Genomic DNA, 20,362 nt, shown 5'->3' with positions numbered 1-20,362 from the left:
CCCAGCCGAACCCGCTGGTAGCACGGCCGAACGGGGCTAGGAACGGTGTGGGCCGCGCCATAGGGTCGATCACGAGTCGATCAACACCGCCGTCGACCCCGGGAGGACCCGTGTCCGCGACCGATGCCCCGTCGACCACCGACCCGACCGCCCGGCCGACCCTGCCGGGCCGGCTCGGTGACCCCGCCCTCGACCTGCGCACCGACCCGCGCGCCAAGCCCGACCTCGTGGCCGCGCTGGCCGCGGTCGGCCTCGACGGCCCGGCCGCCGAGCCCCCGATCACACGGGAGGCCGGGCGCGAGGCCGTGGCCGAGGCCGTCGGCGGGCTGCACGCCGGGTTCAGCGCCCTCTACGCGACCATCCCCCTCGACCTGCCCGGCGACCTGCCCGACGACGCCGTCGAGACCACCGACACCTCGGTGGCCTCGCCCGACGGGCACCTCGTGCCCCTGCGCCTCTACCGCCCGGTCGGGGTCGCGGGCCCGCTGCCGTGCGTCGTCTACCTCCACGGCGGCGGCATGACGATCCTCGACGCGGAGACCCGCGTGCACGACCGTTGGTGCCGCGAGCTCGCCCTCACCGGGGTCGTCACGGCGCGCGTCGGGTTCCGCAACGCGTGGACCGAGCTCGGCCCGCACCCGTTCCCCGCGGGTCTCGACGACTGCGCGGTGGCCGTGCGCTGGCTCGACGATCAGCGCGGCGAGCTGGGCCTGACCCGCCTGGTGCTGCAGGGCGAGTCCGGTGGCGCGAACCTCGTGCTGGCCACGACGCTGCGGGCCAAGCGCTCGGGCGACCTCGACGCGATCGACGGCGTGTACGCCTCGGTGCCCTACGTCAGCGGCGGCTACGCGTGGGACCGGGAGCGCAAGCTCCGCGAGCTCCCGTCGATGATCGAGAACGACGGCTACTTCATCAACTGCGCGCTGATGGACCTGCTGGTCGCCCAGTACGACCCGGAGGGCCGCCACGCCGAGGACCCGCTGGCCTGGCCGTACTTCGCCACCACCGACGACCTCGCGGGCCTCCCCCCGCACGTCATCACCGTCAACGAGCTCGACCCGCTGCGCGACGAGGGGCTCGCCTACTACCGCCAGCTGCTCGCCGCCGGCGTGCCGGCCGAGGGGCGGGTGCACCTCGGCATCACCCACGCCGCCGAGATGATCTTCCGCCAGGCGCTGCCCGGCGAGCACCGCGCGGCGATCGCCGACGTCCGCGCCTTCGTCGACCGGCTGACGGTCGACCACGTCTAGGGCAACCGCTGGCCGGTGACGATCGCGGTGCCCGCGCCGAGCAGGACGAGGATCGTGGCCGCGAGGAACCAGCGCCCCGAGAGGTCGACGGTGCGTTCCTCGTAGCCCACCTGCTCGGCGAGGTTCGCGTACGTCTCGCGCAGGTCGAGCTCGGTCGACGCGCGGCGGAAGTCGCCGCCGGAGAGCTGGGCGATCTCGCGCATCTGGTCGTCGGCGACCGCGACGGACACCGGCCGGCCGTCGATCTCGATCTCGCCGTACTCGGTGCCGAACGAGATCGCCGAGATCGGCACACCCGCGGCGCGTGCCTCGGCGGCGGCCGGGTAGGCGCCGCGGTCGTCGGCGGGGTCGGTGGTCGGCGTCGTCTGCTTGCCGTCCGAGAGCAGGATGATCCGGGCCGGCGGCGGGCCCTCGGGGCCCCGGATCTGGCTGCCGAACGCCCGGATCGCGGCGAGGCTCGCGCGGATCGCGTCGCCGGTGCCCGTCGACTCCGCGAGCTGCAGGCTGCCGATCGCGTTCTTCACGGCCTGGCGGTCGGTGGTGGGCGTGACGAGCGTGCTCGGGGTCGCGGCGAACGACGACAGGCCGAGGTTGATCCCGGCCGGGAGCTGGTCGGCGAACGCCGAGGCCGCGGTCTGCGCGACCTGCAGGCGCGAGGGCTCGACGTCGGTGGCGCGCATCGACAGCGACACGTCGATCGTCAGCATCACCGTCGCGCGGTTGCGCGGCACCTGGGCCGTGCCCTGGGGCCCGGCCAGCGCGATCGTCATGAGCACCAGCGCCACCAGCACCAGCGCCATCGGCACGTGGCGCCAGCGGCCCGGCCCCTTCGGCGCGACGCGCTCGAGCAGCGCGAGGTTGGTGAAGCGCATCGTGTAGCGCTGGCGTCGCCGGTTGATCCACCAGTAGCCGACCGCGAGCGCGGCGACCACGATCAGGAGCAGGAACCACCAGGGGTGCGCGAACATCAGCGGGTCGCCCCCGCCGGGGTGGGCACGATGCCCGTCGACGAGCCGCCCGACCAGCCGCGCTTGCGGGCCACCGCGAACCGGACCACGTCGGCGATCCAGTCGCGGTCGGTGCGCAGCACGAGGTGCCCGGCGCCGCAGCCGCGCAGGGCCGCCGCGACGCGCCCGCGGTGGGCGGCGGCCTCGGCGGCGAAGCGCCGGCGCAGGGTCGGGGTGGTGGTGACCTCGCGGCGGCGGCCGGTCTCGGGGTCGGCGAGCACGACGGTGCCGACGTCGGGGAGCTCCTCGTCGCGGGGGTCGACGACCTCGACGGCGAGCAGGTCGTGGCGCGCGCGCAGGGCCCGCAGCGCGCGCTCCCAGTCCACGTCGCCGAGGAAGTCGCTCACGACCACGACCAGCCCGCGCCGTCGCGGCGGGCGGCGCAGCGCTTCGAGCGCGCCGGGCAGGTCGCCGCGCGTGCCCTCGGGCGCGGGCGGGGTGGCGGCGATGCGGCGCAGCAGCTCGCGGGCCGCGGTCTCGCCGCCGCGGGCGGGCAGGCGCAGCGTGCGGTCCCCGGTGGCGACGACGGCGCCGACCCGGTTGCCGCCGCCGCGGGTGAGGTGAACGACCGCGGCGCACGCGGCCACCGCCAGGTCCCGCTTCTCGCAGGCGGCGGTGCCGAAGTCGAGGCTCGGCGAGAGGTCGACGACGAGCTGGGTCTCGAGCTCGCGGTCGGCGATGGTCTCGCGGATGTGGGGCTCGGTGGTGCGCGCGGTGACCGCCCAGTCCATGCGCCGCACGTCGTCGCCGGGCTGGTAGAGCCGCGGCTCCCCCGGCTCGGTGCCCGGGCCCGGGACGAGCCCGAGGTGGTTGCCCTGCAGCAGCCCGTCGAGGCGGCGCCGGACGGTGAGCTCGAGGGTGCGCAGCGAGGCCGCCAGCCGCGCCTGCGTGGCCTCGCCCGCGACCTCGCCGCCCGCGGGGACGGGCGAGGTCGGCGGCGGCGCCCAGGACGGGCGGGGCTCACCCGCGGGCGTCGTGGGGGGCGGCCCGCTCGGCGGCCGCGGGTCGGGCTCGGGGACCCGGGCCGAAGGTGTGTCGTCGGGCGGCGGGTCCCCGGGGGTCGTCACCGACCCGCCGCCGGCACGGGCGCCGGCCCCATCCCCACGGGACGGGCCGACACCTGCGGCAGCGGCACGGTCTGCAGCACGCGGGTGACGACGTGGTCGACGGGCACCCCGTCGGCCAGCGCGTCGTAGGACAGCACCAGGCGGTGGCGCAGCACGTCGGGCGCGATGTCGACGACGTCCTGGGGCAGCACGTAGTCCCGCCCGCGCACCAGCGCGAGCGCGCGGGCCCCCGCGATGATCCCCAGCGACGCGCGCGGCGAGGCGCCGTAGGCGACCCAGCCGCCGACGTCGGCCATGCCGTGCTCCGCGGGCGAGCGGGTCGCGACGACGAGGCGCACGACGTAGTCCACGAGCGCGTGGTGGACGAAGACCTGCGCGGCGACGTCCTGGAGGCGGCGCAGCTCGCCGGGGTCGAGGACGCGGTGCGGCGACGGCGGGCTCACGCCCATCCGGTAGACGATCTCGCGCTCCTCGTCGGCCGTCGGGTACTCGACGAGGATCTTGAACAGGAAGCGGTCGCGCTGCGCCTCGGGCAGCGGGTAGACACCCTCGTTCTCGATGGGGTTCTGCGTGGCGAGCACGAGGAACGGGTCGGGCATCGGGTGGGTCTGGCCGCCGATGGAGACGTGGCGCTCGGCCATCACCTCGAGCATCGCGGACTGCACCTTCGCCGGCGCGCGGTTGATCTCGTCGGCGAGCACGAAGTTCGACACGACCGGGCCGAGCTCGACGTCGAACTCCTCGCGGCCCTGACGGTAGATGCGCGTGCCGAGGATGTCGGCGGGCACGAGGTCGGGCGTGAACTGGATGCGGGCGAACGACCCGCCGACCACCCGCGCGAACGTCTCCACCGCGAGCGTCTTGGCGACGCCGGGCACGCCCTCCAGCAGCAGGTGGCCCTTGGCCAGGAGGCCGACGAGCATGCGCTCGACGAGGCGGTCCTGACCGACGATGACGCGCTTGACCTCGAGCACCGTGCGCTCGAGCTGCTCGGCGTCGTGCGCGGGCGTCGAAGGTCCCGCCGGCCCCGTCTGGCCCTGCTGCTCGCTACCGGGCTCGGTCACCGGTGTTCCTCCCCGACTGCGGTCTCTCCCGCCCACACCGGACGTGGACGTCCTCCGGCGGCACGCTACCCGTCGCCCTCCCAGGCAACCGGGCGGCCGGTGTGGGGGCGGTGAACAGGTCAGACGAGTCGCGTGACGGTCGGGAGGATCTCCGCGTTCATCCGCACCGGGGTGATGCGGACGGTCTTGCCCGACTCGGGCGCCTCGACCATCTGGTCGTCCCCGAGGTAGAGCGCGACGTGGTGCACCGCGCCCGCGCCGTCGTCGTCGGCCCAGAACAGGAGGTCCCCGGGCTTCCGCTCGGCCAGCGGCACCCGGCGCCCGGCCTCGGCCTGGTAGCCGCTGTAGTGCGGGAGGTCCTTCCCGGCGGCGGCGAAGGCGTAGATCATCAGCCCGGAGCAGTCGAAGCCCGTCTTCCGGTAGTCGCCGTGGGCGTCGGCCTCGCCGCCGTCGCGGATACCCTGCGTCGGCCCGTCGACGTTCCCGCCGCCCCAGGCGTAGACGACACCGAGCTGCGACAGCGCGCGCGCCAGCACCTGCTCGACGGTGTCGGACATCCCGTCGGTGGCGATGCCGGCCGCCGCCAGCGGGTCCTCGGTCTCGGTGCGGGCCGGGCCGACGCGCAGGAGCCCGGCGCGTGCGGTGTCGCGGACCCGGACGTCGCGGGCGGCGTCGCGCTCGGTGGCGGCGGCGTCGAAGGCCGCGGCGCGGTCGCGCTGGGCGGCGAGCTCGGGGTCGGCGTCCTCGAGCGCGCGCAGGCGGCCCTCGGCGGCGTCGCGCTCGGCGGTGAGCTGGGCGAGCTGCGCCTGCTGGGCGTCGGCGTCGGCGCGCACCCGGGCGACCTCGGCCTCGGCGGCGGTGCGGGCGTCGGCGGCGCGCACCGCCTCGGCGTCGGCGACGATCCGGGCCGCGCGGGCCCGCGAGTCGGCGTTGGCGGCCTCGATCCGCGCGTGCTCGGCGCGCTCGAGCGCGGCGCGCTGGTCGGCGGTGACGACGTCGCGCAGGTGGGCGCGCTCGGCGACGTCGTCGGGACCCGCCGAGCCCGACAGCACCGAGAGCGGCCCCAGGACGTCGGCCTGCTGGAACCACGCCGCCACCCACGCGTCGACCTCGGTGCGTGCCCGCTCGGCGTCCGCGGCGGCGACGTCGGCCCCCCGGCGGCTCTCCTCGGCCACCCGCCGGGCGTCGTCGGCGCGCGCCCGGGCGGCGGCCTCGTCGGCGAGGGCCCGGTTGGCGAGCTCCTGGCGCTGGCCGACGTCGGCGGTCAGGGCGTCCAGCGCGGCGCGCGCGGTGGCGATCCGGGCGACGAGCGAGCCGGCGTCGTCGGACGGGTCCTCCGACGCGGCGGGACCGGGCGCCGGGGTCGGTGGTGCGGGGCCGGCCACGGCGACCGGGACGAGCAGCAGGGTCGCGGCCAGCGCGACGGTCAGCACGGCCGCGAGCAGGGCCGGGACGGTCACGAGCGCGCGCACGCCGCCTCCTCCCCCGTCGACCGGCCGGCACGAGCGCCCGGAGCCTCCCGGTCACCGGAGCCGTCGTCGGGCTCCGACACGCGGCGGTGTGGCGTGGATCGCCCGCCCGGGGGCCCCGATCGGTCCCGACGGGGTGCGCGACGGAGGGCTCGTCGGGGTACCCGGTCGTAGGCTGGTGAGGGCGGGGGTGCGGGCACCGCGAGGGTGCGCGAGACTCCCGCCCGACCCCCGGGTCGAGCGTCGGCGGACCACCACTCCGCACGGGCCTCGGCCGGCCCCGCCAGGAGGGGACGGTCCGGGACCACCTCGACGACGCCGCCGGGACGAGGAGCGACCCCGGTCGCGCGTGAACGCCACTCGCCGCGGCCGTGAGGAAACAAGGAGGAACGTGCCCGTGAACTCGCCAGACCAGTCCGACGGCGTATCGACGGCCGCGCCGCAGAGCGTCGACTCGTTCGGCGCCCAGGGCAGCCTGGAGGTCGGGGGCCAGTCCTACGAGATCTTCCGGCTCTCCGCGGTCGAGGGCTCGCAGCGCCTGCCCTTCAGCCTCAAGGTGCTGCTCGAGAACCTCCTGCGGACCGAGGACGGTCTCGTCACCACCGAGGCCTCGATCCGGGCGCTCGCCGAGTGGGACCCCACCGCCGAGCCGGACACCGAGATCCAGTACGTCCCCGGCCGCGTCGTCATGCAGGACTTCACCGGCGTCCCCTGCATCGTCGACCTCGCCACGATGCGGGAGGCCGTCACCGAGCTGGGCGGCGACGCGTCGAGCGTGAACCCGCTCGCGCCCGCCGAGCTCGTCATCGACCACTCCGTCGTCGCCGACCTCTTCGGCACCCCGGACGCCTTCGAGCGCAACGTCGAGCTGGAGTACCAGCGCAACGAGGAGCGCTACAAGTTCCTGCGCTGGGGCCAGACGGCGTTCAACGAGTTCAAGGTCGTCCCGCCGGGCACCGGCATCGTCCACCAGGTCAACATCGAGCACCTGGCGCGCGTGGTCATGAGCCGTGGCGGCCAGGCGTACCCCGACACGCTCGTCGGCACCGACTCGCACACCACGATGGTCAACGGCCTGGGCGTGCTGGGCTGGGGCGTCGGTGGCATCGAGGCCGAGGCGGCCATGCTCGGCCAGCCGGTCTCGATGCTCATCCCGAAGGTCGTCGGCTTCCAGCTCTCCGGGGAGCTCCCCGCCGGCGCCACGGCCACCGACCTCGTCCTCACGATCACCGAGATGCTGCGCGAGCACGGCGTCGTCGGGAAGTTCGTCGAGTTCTACGGCGAGGGCGTCGGCGCGGTGCCGCTGGCCAACCGCGCCACGATCGGCAACATGAGCCCGGAGTTCGGCTCCACCTGCGCGATCTTCCCGATCGACGACGAGACGCTGAACTACCTGCGCTTCACCGGCCGCGACGACGAGCAGGTCGCGCTCGTCGAGGCCTACTGCAAGGAGCAGGGCCTCTGGCACGACCCGCAGGCCGAGGCGGACTACTCCGAGACGCTCTCGCTGGACCTCTCGACGGTCGTCCCGTCGATCGCCGGCCCGAAGCGCCCGCAGGACCGCATCCGCCTGGACACTGCCAAGGAGTCGTTCCGGGCGTCGCTGCCGGACTACGTCTCCGACGACGAGCAGCCCCGCAGCCAGTCCGAGGAGTCCGACAGCGAATCGTTCCCGGCCTCCGACCCGCCCGCGGAGCACCCCAACGGCGACGCCGACAAGCCGCTGGTCCACCGCCAGCCGGCCGACCCGGGCGGTCGTCCGTCGCACCCCACGCCGGTGACCCTCTCGGACGGCACCCAGCTCGAGCTCGACCACGGCGCGGTGACGATCGCGGCGATCACGTCGTGCACCAACACGTCGAACCCCTCGGTGATGGTCGGCGCGGCCCTGCTGGCCCGCAACGCCGTCGAGAAGGGCCTCGAGCGCCGGCCGTGGGTGAAGACCTCGCTGGCCCCGGGCTCCAAGGTCGTCATGGACTACTACGAACGCTCGGGCCTGCTGCCCTACCTCGAGAAGCTCGGCTTCAACCTCGTCGGCTACGGCTGCACGACCTGCATCGGCAACTCGGGACCGCTGCCCGAGGAGATCTCGCAGGCCGTCAACGACGAGGACCTCGCGGTCACCGCGGTGCTCTCGGGCAACCGCAACTTCGAGGGCCGGATCAACCCCGACGTCAAGATGAACTACCTGGCGAGCCCGCCGCTGGTCGTCGCGTACGCGCTGGCCGGGACGATGGACCTCGACCTCGCCACCGAGCCGCTGGGCCACGACAGCGACGGCAACCCGGTGACGCTCGAGGACATCTGGCCCTCGCCGCAGGAGATCCAGGACGTCATCGCCTCGGCGCTCTCGCCCGAGCAGTTCACCGAGGGCTACGCCGACGTCTTCGCCGGCGACGAGCGCTGGACCTCGCTGCCCACCCCCGAGGGCGAGACGTTCACCTGGGACGAGTCCTCGACCTACGTGCGCAAGCCCCCGTACTTCGAGGGCATGTCGCGCGAGCGGGGCGAGGTGTCGGACATCGACGGTGCCCGCGTGCTGCTCAAGCTGGGCGACTCGGTGACCACCGACCACATCTCCCCCGCGGGGTCGATCAAGGAGGAGTCGCCGGCCGGTCAGTACCTCAAGGAGCACGGCGTCGAGCGCAAGGACTTCAACTCCTACGGCTCGCGCCGCGGCAACCACGAGGTGATGATCCGCGGCACCTTCGCCAACATCCGGCTGCGCAACCTGCTGACCACCGGCGACGGCGAGGAGCTGCCCCAGGGCGGCTGGACCGCCGACTACACCCGGGGCGGCGAGCAGGCCTACGTCTACGACGCGGCGATGAACTACGCCGAGGCCGGCACCCCGCTCGTCGTGCTGGCGGGCAAGGAGTACGGCTCGGGCTCGTCGCGTGACTGGGCGGCCAAGGGTACGACGCTGCTCGGCGTCCGCGCGGTCATCGCCGAGTCCTACGAGCGCATCCACCGCTCGAACCTCGTCGGCATGGGCGTGCTGCCGCTGCAGTTCCCCGAGGGGCAGAACGCGGACTCGCTGGGCCTGTCGGGCACCGAGACCTTCGCGATCAGCGGGGTCACGGCGCTCAACGACGGCGAGGTGCCCGACACCGTCCACGTGACGGCGACACCGGCCGACGGCGGCGACGCGATCGAGTTCGACGCCCGCCTGCGCATCGACACCCCGGGCGAGGCGGCGTACTACCGCAACGGCGGCATCCTGCCCTACGTGCTGCGCAAGATGCTGGGCTGAGCGAGCCCCGGCCTGAACGAGCGAACGCGCTGTTCGTTGCTCTAGAAGCAGCGAACAGCGCGTTCGCTGCTTTCCAGGGGCTCAATCCTCGGCGGGCGCGGCGGTGCCGTCCATCGCGGCGCGCACCTCCTGCTCCTCGGTGCGCCCGCGGCGCCAGTAGCCGGTGAAGCACACGTCGCCCTTGGGCACCCCGCGCTCGCGCACGACGTGACGGCGCATCAGCGTGACCTGCGCGGCCTCGCCCGCGAGCCAGACGTACGGGCGCTCGCCGGGCAGGTCGAGCTCGCGCAGGCGATCGGCGAGCTGTTCCGGCGTCGTCCACACCACCTCGACGTCGCCGGCGGTGTCCCAGCGCTGCTGCTCGGTGACGTCCCGGACGGCCGCGAGCACGACTGCGCGCCGGCCGGGCGGCAGGTCCTCGACGATCGCCGCCATCGCCGGCACCGCGGTCTCGTCGCCGGCGAGCAGCACGCCGTCGTGCTCGTCGCGCGGGGCGTAGAGGCCGTAAGGGCCGGTGAACGCGATGTGCTCGCCCGGCACGGCGCGCAGCACCCAGTCGCGCGCCGGGCCCTCGTCGTGGAGGACGAAGTCGACGTCGAACTCCACGGGGTCCTCGCGCCGCCGGCGCAGCGTGAAGGTGCGCATCGGCGGGCGGACGTCGTCGGCCATCGCCAGGTAGCGGCGGAACCAGCCCGAGACGTCGTCGTCCTCCAGCGCCGGGACCTGCGGCTCGACCTCGTCGGGGCGCGGGAAGAAGAGCTTGAGGTAGCCGTCGGGCGCGACGACCGGGAGGTCCGCCAGCTCGGGGCCCGCGAGGGTCACCCGGATCACCCGGGGCGTCGGCCGCGCCACCGCGCGCACCACCGCGCGTCGCAACCGGACCGCCGGACGTGTCGACGCCGCCGTCACGCATGCCCCTTCCGTCACCGCCAGGTGAGGTCACCCTAACTTCCGTCGACGTCGTGGGCGAGCATGCGGCGCGCCGTCGCGGTCAACCCTGCCCGGGACGGAAGGAGCAGCGATGGCCGACGTGACGACACTGCAGGACACCGCGCGCGAGATCCTCGCCGACGGCAAGGGGATCCTCGCCGCCGACGAGAGCACCGGGACGATCACGAAGCGCCTCGAGGCCGTCGGGGTCGAGTCGACCGAGGAGAACCGGCGCCGCTTCCGCGACCTGCTGTTCACGACGAAGGACGTCGAGCAGCGCCTCGGCGGGGTGATCCTCTACGACGAGACCGTGCGGCAGGACGCCCTCGACGGCACCGGCATGGTCGACCTGCTGCGCCGGCGCGGGATCGTGCCGGGCATCAAGGTCGACGCGGGGGCGAAGGACCTCGCGGGCTTCCCCGGCGAGAAGGTCACCGAGGGGCTCGACGGGCTGCGCGAACGGTTCGCCGAGTACGCCGACCTCGGGCTCCGGTTCGCCAAGTGGCGCTCGGTGATCAGCGTGTCGGAGACGCTGCCGAGCGCGACGGCGATCGAGCTCAACGCCGCCGGCCAGGCGCGCTACGCCGCGCTGGCGCAGGAGGCGGGCCTGGTGCCGATCGTCGAGCCCGAGTCGATCATGGACGGCGAGCACGGGCTCGACCGCTCGGCCGCGGTCACCGAGGAGGTCCTCGCCGCGACGATCGAGGCGCTGCGCCGCCAGCGGGTGGCGCTCGAGGGCGTGCTCGTGAAGACCAACATGGTGGTCTCGGGCTACGGGGGCGGCGACCAGGCCGGGCCCGACGAGGTCGCCGACCGCACCCTGGAGGTGCTGCACCGGACGATCCCGGCGGCCGTGCCGGGGATCGTGTTCCTCTCGGGCGGGCAGGACGACGCGCAGGCCAACGCCAACCTCGACGCGATCGCCCGCCGGGGCCCGCAGCCCTGGACGGTGAGCTTCTCCTACGCCCGCGCGCTGCAGGGCCGCCCGATGGCGGTCTGGGCCGGCGCGGAGGAGAACGTCGCGGCCGCGCAGGACGCGTTCGCCGAGCGCGTGCGCCTCACCGGCGCGGCGAACCGCGGCGAGTGGACCAGGGACGCGGAGCGCGGGGCGGCCTGAGCCTCTCTGAGCGAAGGCTGGTCAGGACTCGGGTCACCGCGGGGACGTCGCTTCGCGGGGCTCGAGGCCGGCGACGTCCTTGGTGAGCTCGTCGACGGACTCGTACACCGACGTCGCGCCCGCCTCGCGCAGCTCCTCGTTCGAGAACCCGCCGGTGCGCACCGCCACCGACGGCAGGCCGACGCGGGCGGCCGCGCGGCAGTCCCAGACGGAGTCGCCGACGACGACCGCGGCCCGCGCGCCGATCCGCTCCATCGCGACCTGCAGCAGGTCCGGCGCGGGCTTGGTCCGCTCGACGTCCCCCGAGCTCACCCACGCGTCCGCGAGGTCGCCGGCCTGGATCAGCTCCGCGTAGCGCTCGACGTGGTGCGGCTTGCCCGAGCTGGCCATGACCAGCCCGAACCCCGCTTCCCGCACCGCCTCCAGGAGCTCGTGGGCACCCGGCAGCGCGCTGATCTCGTCGAGCATCGCGTCCGCCTGCTCGGTCCACGCCGCGCGGATGTCGTCACCGTGCGCGCGCTCGACGTCGTCGCCGGCGACGGCCCCGACGAGCTGGTCGCCACCCATGCCGATGTGCCGGTGGATCGTCCACACGGGCACCGTCACGTCGAAGCGGCGGAACGCCCGGTACCACGCGAGCGCGTGGTGGTAGTTGGTGTCGACGAGGGTCCCGTCGACGTCGAGGATCACCGTGCCCTGGGTATCGGCCATGGGATCCGGGATGCCCCCGACGGCCCCGCCGGCATGCGCGGGGTGACAAGACAGCGACCTCGGTGGCGGGAACCGCGGTCACCGCGGGTCCCGCCACCGACGTCGTCAGCGCGGGTTCTTGATGAAGTCGACGCAGCGCTCACCGATCATCATCGTGGTGATGCACGGGTTGACCGTGATCAGGTCCGGCATGATCGACCCGTCGGCGACGCGCAGGCCGTCGACGCCACGGACGCGCAGCTGCGGGTCGACCGGGGCCATCGGGTCGGAGTCCGGGCCCATCTTCACCGTGCACGACGGGTGGTAGACGGTGTTGTGGGTCTTCGCGATGTAGTCGAAGATCTCCTCGTCGGTCTGGGCCGCGTCGCCCGGGGCCTGCTCCTTGCCCACCCAGTCCTGCAGGGCCGGCGCCGCGGCGATCTCCCGCGCCACCCGCACGCCGCGGATCATCACCTCGCGGTCGTGCTCGTGGGTGAAGTACCGCGGGTCGACCGCGGGCTTGTCGCGGAAGTCGCGGGTGCGGAGCCGGACCGTGCCCTTCGACTGGGCGCCGGTCACGTTCGGGGTGAGGCAGAACGTGTTGTCGGTGCTCGGGTAGCCGTAGCGCACCAGGTTGAGGTCGAACGGCACCGAGCCGTAGTGGAACATCAGGTCCGGCGTCGTCCGGCCCTCGGCCCCGGCGAAGATGCCGATCTCCCACCACTGCACCGACTCGGTCGGCATCGGCTGGAGCGCCTCCCACTGGACCAGGCCCTCGGGGTGGTCCTGCAGGTTCTCCCCCACGCCCGGGGCGTCGACGCGCACCTCGATGCCCACCGACCGCAGGTGCTCGGCCGGCCCGATGCCCGAGAGCATGAGCAGCTTCGGGCCGTCGATCGCCCCGGCGGACACGATGGTCTCGCGGCGCGCGGTGACCTCGATCGTCCAGCGCGTGTCCGGCGTGCGCAGGGCGACGCCGGTGGCGCGCGGGCGGGGGCCGGAGTCGTCGAACGTCAGGCGCTCGGCGCGGTAGCCGGTCCAGACCTCGAGGTTCTTGCGCTGCGCCATGACCGGGTGCAGGTAGGCCGCCGACGCCGAGCTGCGCGTCCCGTCGGGGTTGGCGTTGACCTGGAACCAGTTGGCGCCGCGCAGCACCGTGCGCCCGGTGTTGAACGGCGTGACCGGCAGCCCGACCTGCTCGCAGGCCTCGAGCAGCGCCCGCCCGCAGGGGTCCTTCGGCGCGATCGACCGGATGGTCACCGGCCCGTCGGTGCCGCGACCCGGCGGCTCGGCCTGGTCGGCGCCGTCGAGCGCGGTCTCGAGCTTGCGGTAGAAGGCGTAGCTCTCGTCGGCGCCCCAACCCGTGCAGCCCTGGGCCTCCCAGTCGTCGAGGTTCTCGCGCGGCGCCCAGAAGGCGATCGCGGAGTTGTGCGACGAGCAGCCGCCGAGCACCTTGGCCCGCGCGTGGCGCATGAAGGAGTTGCCGAACTCCTGCGGCTCGATGGGGTAGTCCCAGTCGTAGCCGGACTCGAGCAGCTCCATCCAGCGCCAGAGGTTGAGGATGGCCGGGTCGCCGACGTCCGACGGGCCCGCCTCGACCAGGAGGACCGAGACGTCCGGGTCCTCCGAGAGCCGTGCGGCCACCGCCGACCCGGCGGTCCCGCCGCCGACGACGACGTAGTCGAACTCGCGTCCCGAGGTCTGCGGGCTGCTCATCAGGCCTCCGTCCGGGGAGTGGTGGGCGTGCTGTCCGTGCTCTCGACGCGGGCGTGCTCGGCCACGACGCCGGTCTTGTGGCGCTGCACGGTCCAGTAGTAGGCGAACCCGGCCCCGAGGATGACCCCGGGCAGCAGCACCCCGCCCCACTGCAGGTACCAGTGGAACGGCTCGCTGGCGTTGTAGACCTCGTTGCGCGGCCAGGCGAGGTTGACGGCCATGACCCCGCCCCACAGCACGGCGAGGACGTTGACCGGCAGACCCCAGCGCCCGAGGGAGAACGCGCCCTCGCGCGGCTCCCACTTCCCGCGGAAGCGCTGGATCAGCATGGGCACGGTGACCAGCAGGTAGGCCGTGTAGATCATGATGATCGCGATCGACGTGACCACCGTGTAGATCTGCGGGCTGAACGTCACGAGCAGCAGGGCGATCGCGAGCGCGCCGATGACCACCGAGGCGACCACCGGCGTGCCGAACCGCGGGCTGATCGTGCACAGCTTCGGGCCGGCGGGCAGGTTGTTGTCCCGGCTCATCGCGAACGCCAGCCGGATCGCCGCGGCGTGCACCGCGAGGGCACAGACGATCACCGCGACGACGACGGCGACGAGGATCACCGAACCGATCGGTCCCCCGAGCACCGCGAGGATGAGGTTCTGCAGGCCGCCGAGGCTCGAGAAGCTCGGGTCGCTGAGGTCCGGAGCCGACATCAGCGCGAAGAGCAGGATCAGCCCGCCGAGCAGGAACGAGAAGAACAGCGCGCGCAGGATCGCCTTGGGCGCGTTGCGGCGCGGGTCGTGCGACTCCTCGGCCAGCGACGACGCCGTGTCGAACCCGTACATGACGTACAGCGAGGCGAACATGGCCACGAGGAACGCGCCGGCGTAGCCCAGCGGCCGCCCGCTCGCGTCGATGCCGCCGGTGTCGAGGACGACCTGCGGACCCCGCACGATGTTCACCGCGAGCAGGATGATCAGCAGCACGGCCGCGATCAGCTCGATGAACACGCCGGCGGAGTTGATGCGCGCCATCAACTGGGTGCCGAAGGCGTTGATCGCGGTGGTGAAGAGGATGAGGACGGTGGCCAGGATGACACCGTTGAGCGCCTGGGCGGTCGTGTCCTCCCCGGTCGGGTCCGGGATGAACTGGAAGCCCGACCACAGCTCGGGCAGCGTGGCCTGCAGTGCCAGCGCGACCGCGGCGATCGACACGATCGACGCGGTCAGCATCGTCCAGCCCGCGAGCCACGCCGTGCCGGGCTTGGCCAGGCGCTTGGACCAGTTGTAGATCGAGCCGGCGACCGGGTAGCGCGCGGCGAGCTCGCAGAAGCACAGCGCGACCATGAGCTGGCCGACGAACACCAGCGGCCAGGACCACCAGTACGCGGGTCCGCCGGACCCGAGCCCGAAGTAGAAGAGCTGGAACGTGCCGGTGAGGATCGAGATGTAGCTGATCCCCGCGGCGAAGGTGTGGAAGCTGCCGAGCGAGCGGACGAGGCTCGGCTTGTAGCCGAACTCGCTGACGTCCTCGTGATCGGTGCTGCCGGTGTTGCCGGCGCGGTTGCTGCTCGGGTCGGTGCTGGTCACGAACCACTCCCTGGTGTGGAACGGCTGCTGGAGGAGGGGAACCACCCGGTCGGTCCCGGGCGGGTGTTGGTCCAGATGTGCTTGGGCTCCTGGTACTCGGCGAGGCCGGCGCGCCCGAGCTCGCGGCCGACGCCGGAGTGGCCGAAGCCGCCCCACTCGGCGGCCGGGACGTACGGGCCGAAGTCGTTGATCCAGACGGTGCCGTGGCGCAGCCGCGCGGCGACCTCCTCGCAGGTCCCGTGGTCGGACGAGAAGACCGCGCCGGCCAGGCCGTACTCGGTGTCGTTGGCGATGCGCACGGCGTCGTCGAGGTCGGTGAACGTCTCGACGGTGAGCACCGGGCCGAACGACTCGTCGTGCACCACGGACATGTCCTGGGTGCAGCGGTCGAGGATCGTCGGAGGGTAGTAGTGGCCGTGCTGCAGCTTCGGGTCCGAGGGCCGCTCGCCGCCGCAGCGCAGCACGGCGCCCTCGGCCACCCCGGCCGCGACGTAGCGCTCGACCTTCTCGCGGTGCGCGGCGGAGATCAGCGGGCCGGTCTCGGTCTCGGGGTCATCGGGCCCGCCGAGGCGGATCCGCCGCGCCCGCTCGACGAGGTCGTCGACGATCCGGTCGTGCGCGGACTCCTCGACGACGAGCCGCGCGCCGGCGGAGCAGACCTGCCCGGAGTGCAGGAAGATCGCGGTGAGGGCGTTGTCGACGGCGGTCTCGTGGTCGGCGTCGGCGAACAGGACGAAGGGGTTCTTGCCGCCGAGCTCGAGCGCGACCTTCTTCACGGTCGGCGCCGCCGACTCCATGATCTTCCGGCCGGTGACGAGCCCGCCGGTGAAGCTGACCATGTCGACGCGCGGGTCGGACGACAGCGGCGCGCCCGCCGTGGCCCCGGCGCCCAGCACCAGGTTGGCGACGCCCTCGGGCACCCCGGCCTCGGCCAGCAGCTCCATGAGGATGATCGCGGTGTGCGGGGTGAGCTCGCTGGGCTTGAGGACGAACGAGCACCCCGCGCCGAGCGCCGGCGCGACCTTCCACGCGGTCTGCAGCAGGGGGTAGTTCCAGGGCGTGATGAGCCCGCACACGCCGACGGGCTCGTGGACCACCTTGCTGCGGGCCGTGGCGATGCCGGTCTCGACGAGCCGCCCGTCGTCGCTGGCGGCGAGGTGGCCGAACCAGCGGAAGCAGTTCGTGATGTCGTCCATGTCGATCTCGGACTCGGCGAGGCGCTTGCCGGTGTCGTCGGTCTCGGCCTGGGCGAGCCGCGCCTTGTCGCGCTGGAGCAGGTCGGCCACCCGCAGCAGCAGGCCGCCCCGCTCCGCCGCCGGGACCGACGCCCACCGCCCGTCGTCGAACGACCGTCGCGCCGCCGCGATCGCGAGCTCGGTGTCCTTCGCCCCGGCCTCGTCGACCTCCGCGACCAGCGACCCGTCCGCGGGAGACCGGATCTCCCGGCGTCCCCCGTCGACCGCTGAGGTCCACGCTCCGTCGATGAACAGCTGACCCACGCCCGGCGCCTCCTCGTCCGTGTCACCCGGTCGGCCGTGCGGACCGGTCGCCCGAGTATCGACCCCGTACACCGCCAGCACCATCCTTGACACCGACCGCACCCGCGCCCGACGTCTGGGCCCGGGCGGGCGGGGCACCCCGGTCGCGTGGCGGGACGGGCGCTGGTCGTGGGTGCGGGGATCGGCGGGCTCGCGACGGCGATCGCGCTGCGCGGGGCGGGCTGGGAGGTCGAGGTCCGCGAGCGCCGGGCGGCGCCGTGGGACGAGGGCGCGGGCATCTCGCTGTGGCCCAACGCGCTGCGGGCGCTCGACGCGCTCGGGGTCGGCGACGCCGTGCGGGCGGTCGGCCACGCGCACGAGGCCGGCGGCATCCGCGACCGCCGTGGCCGCTGGCTCGCCCGCACCGACAACGCCGTGCTCGCCCGCCGCCACGGCGACGGCATCCTCGTGCTCGACCGCGCGGACCTGCTGCGGGTCCTGGTCGACGCCCTGCCCGACGGCGCGGTCCGCACCGGCGAGACGGTCGACCCGACCGCGCTGGGCGTGCCCGGTGAGACCGCCGACCTCCTCGTCGGCGCCGACGGCATCGGCTCGCCGACCCGCGCGCTCGTCGCCCCCGAGGCGCGGCCCCGGTCGACGGGCACGGTGGCCTGGCGCGTCGCGGCGGCCCCGGCCGGCGACCCGCCCCGCGCCGGCGGCGAGACCTGGGGCGACGGGGCCTACGCCGGCATCGCCCCGCACGGCGACGGCCGCGTCCACCTGTGGGCGGTGGTGCCCGCGGGCGAGCCCGCCGCGTCCGACCTCGACGCCCTGCGGCACCGCCTCGCCGGCTGGCACGACCCGCTCCCGGCGCTGCTGGCCCGCGCGGACCCGGCGTCGGCGCTGGTCACGGAGCTGCGCTGGCTCCCGCCCCTGCGCCGCACGGTGGCCGGACGCACCGTGCTCGTCGGCGACGCCGCGCACGCGATGACGCCGAACCTCGGCCAGGGCGCCTGCCTCGCGCTCGAGGACGCCGCGACGCTGGGGCGCTGCCTCGCGAGCGGTGACGTCGACGAGGGCCTGCGTCGCCACGACCGCCTGCGCCGGCCGCGGACCGCACGGCTGACCCGGATGTCCCGGTTCGCCGGCCGCGTCGCCGGCCTCCGGGGCCGCGTGCCGACGGCGGTGCGGGACGGGGTCGGGCGCCTGGTCCCGACCGCCGTCACCGTCCGGGGTCTCGACGGGGTCCTGGACTGGCGGCCGCCGGCGTGAGCGGGCGGCGGGCCACGAGGCCCTCCTCGCGGTCGCCGGCGTCGTGGTGGAGGACGTCGAGGTGGCCGAACGCCGCGAGCAGCTCGCCCGGCGGGGCGCGGAACGCACCCTCGCCGGTCAGCACCGTCACCACCAGCAGCCCGCCCGGGGCGAGCGCGTCGACGAGGGCGGGGTAGAGCGCGGGGTCGCGGAAGCGCTGGCAGACGACCACGTCGTAGGGGCCGTCGACGGGCAGCCCGTCGTCGAGGTCGGCCTCGACCCAGTGCACCTCGCCCGCCAGCGCCCGCCCGGCCGCCAGCGCCACGGGCGACACGTCGACGGCCTCGACGTCCAGGCCGCGACGCGCGAGCCACACGGCGACGGCCCCGCGCCCGCACGCGACGTCGAGGGCCCGGCCCGTCGTGGGCACGAGGTCCTCGCGGCCGGCGAGGGCCGTCGGCGGGCCGGGCTCGACCGCCTCGAGGTCGGCGAAGCGCGCGTCCCAGCGCTTCCGGTCGGCCGTGCTCACCGGGACCTCAGGGCTTGCGACCCACCACGCCCGCGATGCACCGCTGCGCCGGGACGAGCGGGCGCAGCATCGGGCCGTCCGGCCACCACAGCACGCACAGCTCCAGTCCGGGATCGACGAGCTCGAGCCCCGGCATCATCGCCAGGATCTGCTCGCGCGTGCGGAACCGGCCGGTGCCCAGCGGGCTGTGCAGGAAGACGTCCTCCATGCGCCGGGCGACGACGCTGTCCTCGTCCTGCGGGTCGAGGAAGTGGCTCAGCGCGACGTACGAGCCCGACGGCAGGGCGTCGACGTACTGCTTCATGATCTCCGCGCACGACAGCTCGGACTCGTCGTAGTGGTGCAGCGTGCCCAGCTGCAGCAGCGCGATCGGACGCTCGACGTCGAGGTTGCGCGTGACCACCGGGTCCTCGAGCACCTCCTGCGGGTGCGTGAGGTCGCCCGGCGAGAAGAACGTCCGGTCGTTCTCCTCCAGCAGCGCCCGCCCGTGCGCGACGACCGTGGGGTCGTTGTCGACGTAGACCACCCGGGCCTCGGCGTTGAGGCGCTGGGCCGCCTGGTGGGTGTTCTCCGCGGTCGGCAGGCCCGAGCCGAGGTCGAGGAACTGGTCGATGCCCGCCTGGCCGGCGAGGAAGCGCACGACGCGCACGAGGAACGCGCGGTGGTCGACCGTGAACTGCTCGATCTCCGGCGCGACCACCTTGAGCTTCTCGACGACCTCGCGGTCGGCGGGGTAGTTGTCCTTGCCGCCGAGGGCCGTGTCGTACACCCGCGCGATGCTCGCCTTGGTCGTGTCGATGTAGGCGGGTGCGGACCCCGTGCGGGAGGAGGAGTGCGCAGCGGTCATCGGGGTCCCATCTGGGAAGTACGTCACGGACGGTCGCTCACCCTAGGAGGGTAATGCCGCACGGCCGGTCGCGGGTCGATCAGCGGACAACCGCGCGCGGCGACGTGTAACGTCTCGACCTCGGCGCGGCGGGCCGGGGGGCGAGGAGCGGCCGCTGCGGAGGACGAGCGGGGAGCGCGCGGGTGGCCGAGCGGGAGCAGACCGGGGCTGACGGCGGACCCGAGGGCGCCGGCCCCACCGCCCGCCGCATCATCCTCGGGGCCCAGCTGCGACGCCTGCGTGAGCGCGCCGGCGTGGTCCGGTCCGACGCCGCGTGGTCGATCCGCGGGTCGGACTCCAAGATGAGCCGCCTCGAGGCCGGCAAGGTCGGCTTCAAGGAGCGCGACGTCGCCGACCTGCTGACGATGTACGGGGTCACCGACCCCGGCGAGCGCGAGCTGCTCCTCGACATGACCCGCCGCAGCAACGAGCCGGGCTGGTGGCAGCCCTACGGCGACGTCCTGCCCGACTGGTTCGAGGACTACGTCGGCCTGGAGATGAGCGCGTCGCGCATCCAGACCTACGAGCTGCTCTTCGTCCCCGGCCTGCTGCAGACCGAGGACTACGCGCGCGCGGTCATCACCTCGGGCCACCCGGACCGGGCGAGCTCCGACGACGAGCGCCGGCTCACCGTGCGCATGCGCCGCCAGCAGATGCTCGGGCGCCGCGACGCGCCGACGGTGTGGGCGATCATCGACGAGTCGGTGCTGCACCGGCCGATCGGCGGCCACGACACGCTCGTCGCCCAGGTCGAGCGCCTGCTCGAGCTCTCGGCGCTGCCGAACGTCGTCATCCAGGTCCTGCCGTTCACCCTCAGCGGCTACGCCGCCGAGAGCACGTTCTCGATCCTGCGCTTCGCCGAGCCCGAGCTGCCCGACCTCGTCTACCAGGAGCACCTCACCGCCGCGGTGTACCTGGACAAGCGGCCCGAGGTGGAGGCCTACAGCCGGGTCATGGACCGCGTGGCCGTCGACGCGCTGACGCCCGACGAGACGCGCCAGTACCTCACGAAGCTCGTCGCCGAGCGCTGAGACGCCGACGAGCCGGTGCGGGCGACCCGCCTGCGGCGTGC

Annotated in this window: 16 protein-coding genes; 5 read left to right on the top strand and 11 right to left on the bottom strand. The window is 74.1% G+C overall.

The features are described from left to right. The first annotated feature begins 110 nt into the window (after positions 1–110). The gene (locus PH190_RS22480; RefSeq protein WP_274233745.1) at positions 111–1,250 is read left to right on the top strand and encodes an alpha/beta hydrolase fold domain-containing protein; all 1,140 of its coding nucleotides are present in this window, start codon (positions 111–113) and stop codon (positions 1,248–1,250) included. On the opposite strand, the gene PH190_RS22475 is transcribed toward PH190_RS22480, so the two are convergent. From PH190_RS22475 to PH190_RS22460, 4 genes are all read right to left on the bottom strand, one after another. Continuing rightward, a complete protein-coding gene (locus PH190_RS22475; RefSeq protein WP_274233744.1) occupies positions 1,247–2,218 on the bottom strand; it encodes a VWA domain-containing protein in 972 nt (323 codons plus the stop codon). The two genes, PH190_RS22480 and PH190_RS22475, sit on opposite strands and share 4 nt — an antisense overlap. Further along, positions 2,218–3,324: a DUF58 domain-containing protein gene (locus tag PH190_RS22470; protein WP_420791693.1), complete on the bottom strand. Its 1,107-nt coding sequence runs from the start codon at positions 3,322–3,324 to the stop codon at positions 2,218–2,220. Before PH190_RS22470 ends, PH190_RS22475 begins: the two co-directional genes overlap by 1 nt. Beyond that, positions 3,321–4,388 (bottom strand): AAA family ATPase, encoded by a 1,068-nt coding sequence (locus PH190_RS22465; protein ID WP_274233743.1) that lies wholly within the window; start codon positions 4,386–4,388, stop codon positions 3,321–3,323. The genes PH190_RS22470 and PH190_RS22465 overlap by 4 nt, the downstream gene beginning before the upstream one ends. 119 nt (positions 4,389–4,507) lie before the next feature. Next, complete coding sequence (locus PH190_RS22460) at positions 4,508–5,860, bottom strand: NlpC/P60 family protein (RefSeq protein ID WP_274233742.1); 1,353 nt, start codon at positions 5,858–5,860, stop codon at positions 4,508–4,510. Positions 5,861–6,254: 394 nt separating this feature from the next. Between PH190_RS22460 and PH190_RS22455 the strand changes: the two genes are divergently transcribed. Beyond that, entirely contained in the window at positions 6,255–9,110 is a 2,856-nt protein-coding gene (locus tag PH190_RS22455) for an aconitate hydratase (RefSeq protein ID WP_274233741.1), read from the top strand. Positions 9,111–9,191: 81 nt separating this feature from the next. Here PH190_RS22455 and PH190_RS22450 read toward each other — a convergent pair whose 3' ends face one another. After that, complete coding sequence (locus PH190_RS22450) at positions 9,192–9,962, bottom strand: siderophore-interacting protein (protein ID WP_274233740.1); 771 nt, start codon at positions 9,960–9,962, stop codon at positions 9,192–9,194. A gap of 169 nt (positions 9,963–10,131) precedes the next feature. Here PH190_RS22450 and PH190_RS22445 point away from each other — a divergent pair, with 169 nt between their 5' ends. Then, positions 10,132–11,157 (top strand): class I fructose-bisphosphate aldolase, encoded by a 1,026-nt coding sequence (locus PH190_RS22445; RefSeq protein WP_274233739.1) that lies wholly within the window; start codon positions 10,132–10,134, stop codon positions 11,155–11,157. 33 nt (positions 11,158–11,190) lie between these two features. On the opposite strand, the gene PH190_RS22440 is transcribed toward PH190_RS22445, so the two are convergent. From PH190_RS22440 to PH190_RS22425, 4 genes are all read right to left on the bottom strand, one after another. Further along, a complete protein-coding gene (locus tag PH190_RS22440; protein WP_274233738.1) occupies positions 11,191–11,868 on the bottom strand; it encodes an HAD family hydrolase in 678 nt (225 codons plus the stop codon). Positions 11,869–11,973: 105 nt separating this feature from the next. Further along, positions 11,974–13,563 carry a GMC family oxidoreductase gene (locus tag PH190_RS22435; protein WP_274233737.1) on the bottom strand — a complete coding sequence of 530 codons (1,590 nt, stop codon included), beginning with the start codon at positions 13,561–13,563 and terminating at the stop codon, positions 11,974–11,976. Further along, positions 13,563–15,146 carry an APC family permease gene (locus tag PH190_RS22430; RefSeq protein WP_274233736.1) on the bottom strand — a complete coding sequence of 528 codons (1,584 nt, stop codon included), beginning with the start codon at positions 15,144–15,146 and terminating at the stop codon, positions 13,563–13,565. The genes PH190_RS22435 and PH190_RS22430 overlap by 1 nt, the downstream gene beginning before the upstream one ends. Then, positions 15,143–16,645: an aldehyde dehydrogenase family protein gene (locus tag PH190_RS22425; RefSeq protein ID WP_274233735.1), complete on the bottom strand. Its 1,503-nt coding sequence runs from the start codon at positions 16,643–16,645 to the stop codon at positions 15,143–15,145. Before PH190_RS22425 ends, PH190_RS22430 begins: the two co-directional genes overlap by 4 nt. Positions 16,646–16,792: 147 nt before the next feature. On the opposite strand from PH190_RS22425, the gene PH190_RS22420 reads away from it, so the two are divergent. Next, positions 16,793–17,896: an FAD-dependent monooxygenase gene (locus PH190_RS22420; RefSeq protein WP_274233734.1), complete on the top strand. Its 1,104-nt coding sequence runs from the start codon at positions 16,793–16,795 to the stop codon at positions 17,894–17,896. Here PH190_RS22420 and PH190_RS22415 read toward each other — a convergent pair. Both PH190_RS22415 and PH190_RS22410 read right to left on the bottom strand, forming a co-directional pair. Beyond that, complete coding sequence (locus PH190_RS22415) at positions 17,847–18,404, bottom strand: class I SAM-dependent methyltransferase (protein WP_274233733.1); 558 nt, start codon at positions 18,402–18,404, stop codon at positions 17,847–17,849. The genes PH190_RS22420 and PH190_RS22415 overlap by 50 nt on opposite strands. Positions 18,405–18,411: 7 nt before the next feature. Further along, positions 18,412–19,251 (bottom strand): SAM-dependent methyltransferase, encoded by an 840-nt coding sequence (locus tag PH190_RS22410; protein WP_274233732.1) that lies wholly within the window; start codon positions 19,249–19,251, stop codon positions 18,412–18,414. A 182-nt stretch (positions 19,252–19,433) separates the two neighbouring features. Between PH190_RS22410 and PH190_RS22405 the strand changes: the two genes are divergently transcribed. Then, positions 19,434–20,321, top strand: coding sequence for a helix-turn-helix domain-containing protein (locus PH190_RS22405; protein WP_274233731.1), 888 nt, complete (start codon positions 19,434–19,436; stop codon positions 20,319–20,321). The last annotated feature ends 41 nt before the right edge of the window (positions 20,322–20,362 follow it).

This window comes from Actinomycetospora straminea (assembly GCF_028737255.1).
Classification (GTDB): domain Bacteria; phylum Actinomycetota; class Actinomycetes; order Mycobacteriales; family Pseudonocardiaceae; genus Actinomycetospora; species Actinomycetospora straminea.
The sequence above is the reverse complement of the archived record's forward strand: the minus strand, read 5'-3'. Positions and strand labels throughout refer to the sequence as shown.

Excerpts from the sequence above, each read along its gene's own strand:
- PH190_RS22475 (WP_274233744.1), bottom strand. The coding sequence starts at position 2,218 with ATGTTCGCGCACCCCTGGTGGTTCCTGCTCCTGATCGTGGTCGCCGCG.
- PH190_RS22435 (WP_274233737.1), bottom strand. The coding sequence starts at position 13,563 with ATGAGCAGCCCGCAGACCTCGGGACGCGAGTTCGACTACGTCGTCGTC.
- PH190_RS22410 (WP_274233732.1), bottom strand. The coding sequence starts at position 19,251 with ATGACCGCTGCGCACTCCTCCTCCCGCACGGGGTCCGCACCCGCCTAC.
- PH190_RS22440 (WP_274233738.1), bottom strand. The coding sequence starts at position 11,868 with ATGGCCGATACCCAGGGCACGGTGATCCTCGACGTCGACGGGACCCTC.
- PH190_RS22445 (WP_274233739.1), top strand. The coding sequence starts at position 10,132 with ATGGCCGACGTGACGACACTGCAGGACACCGCGCGCGAGATCCTCGCC.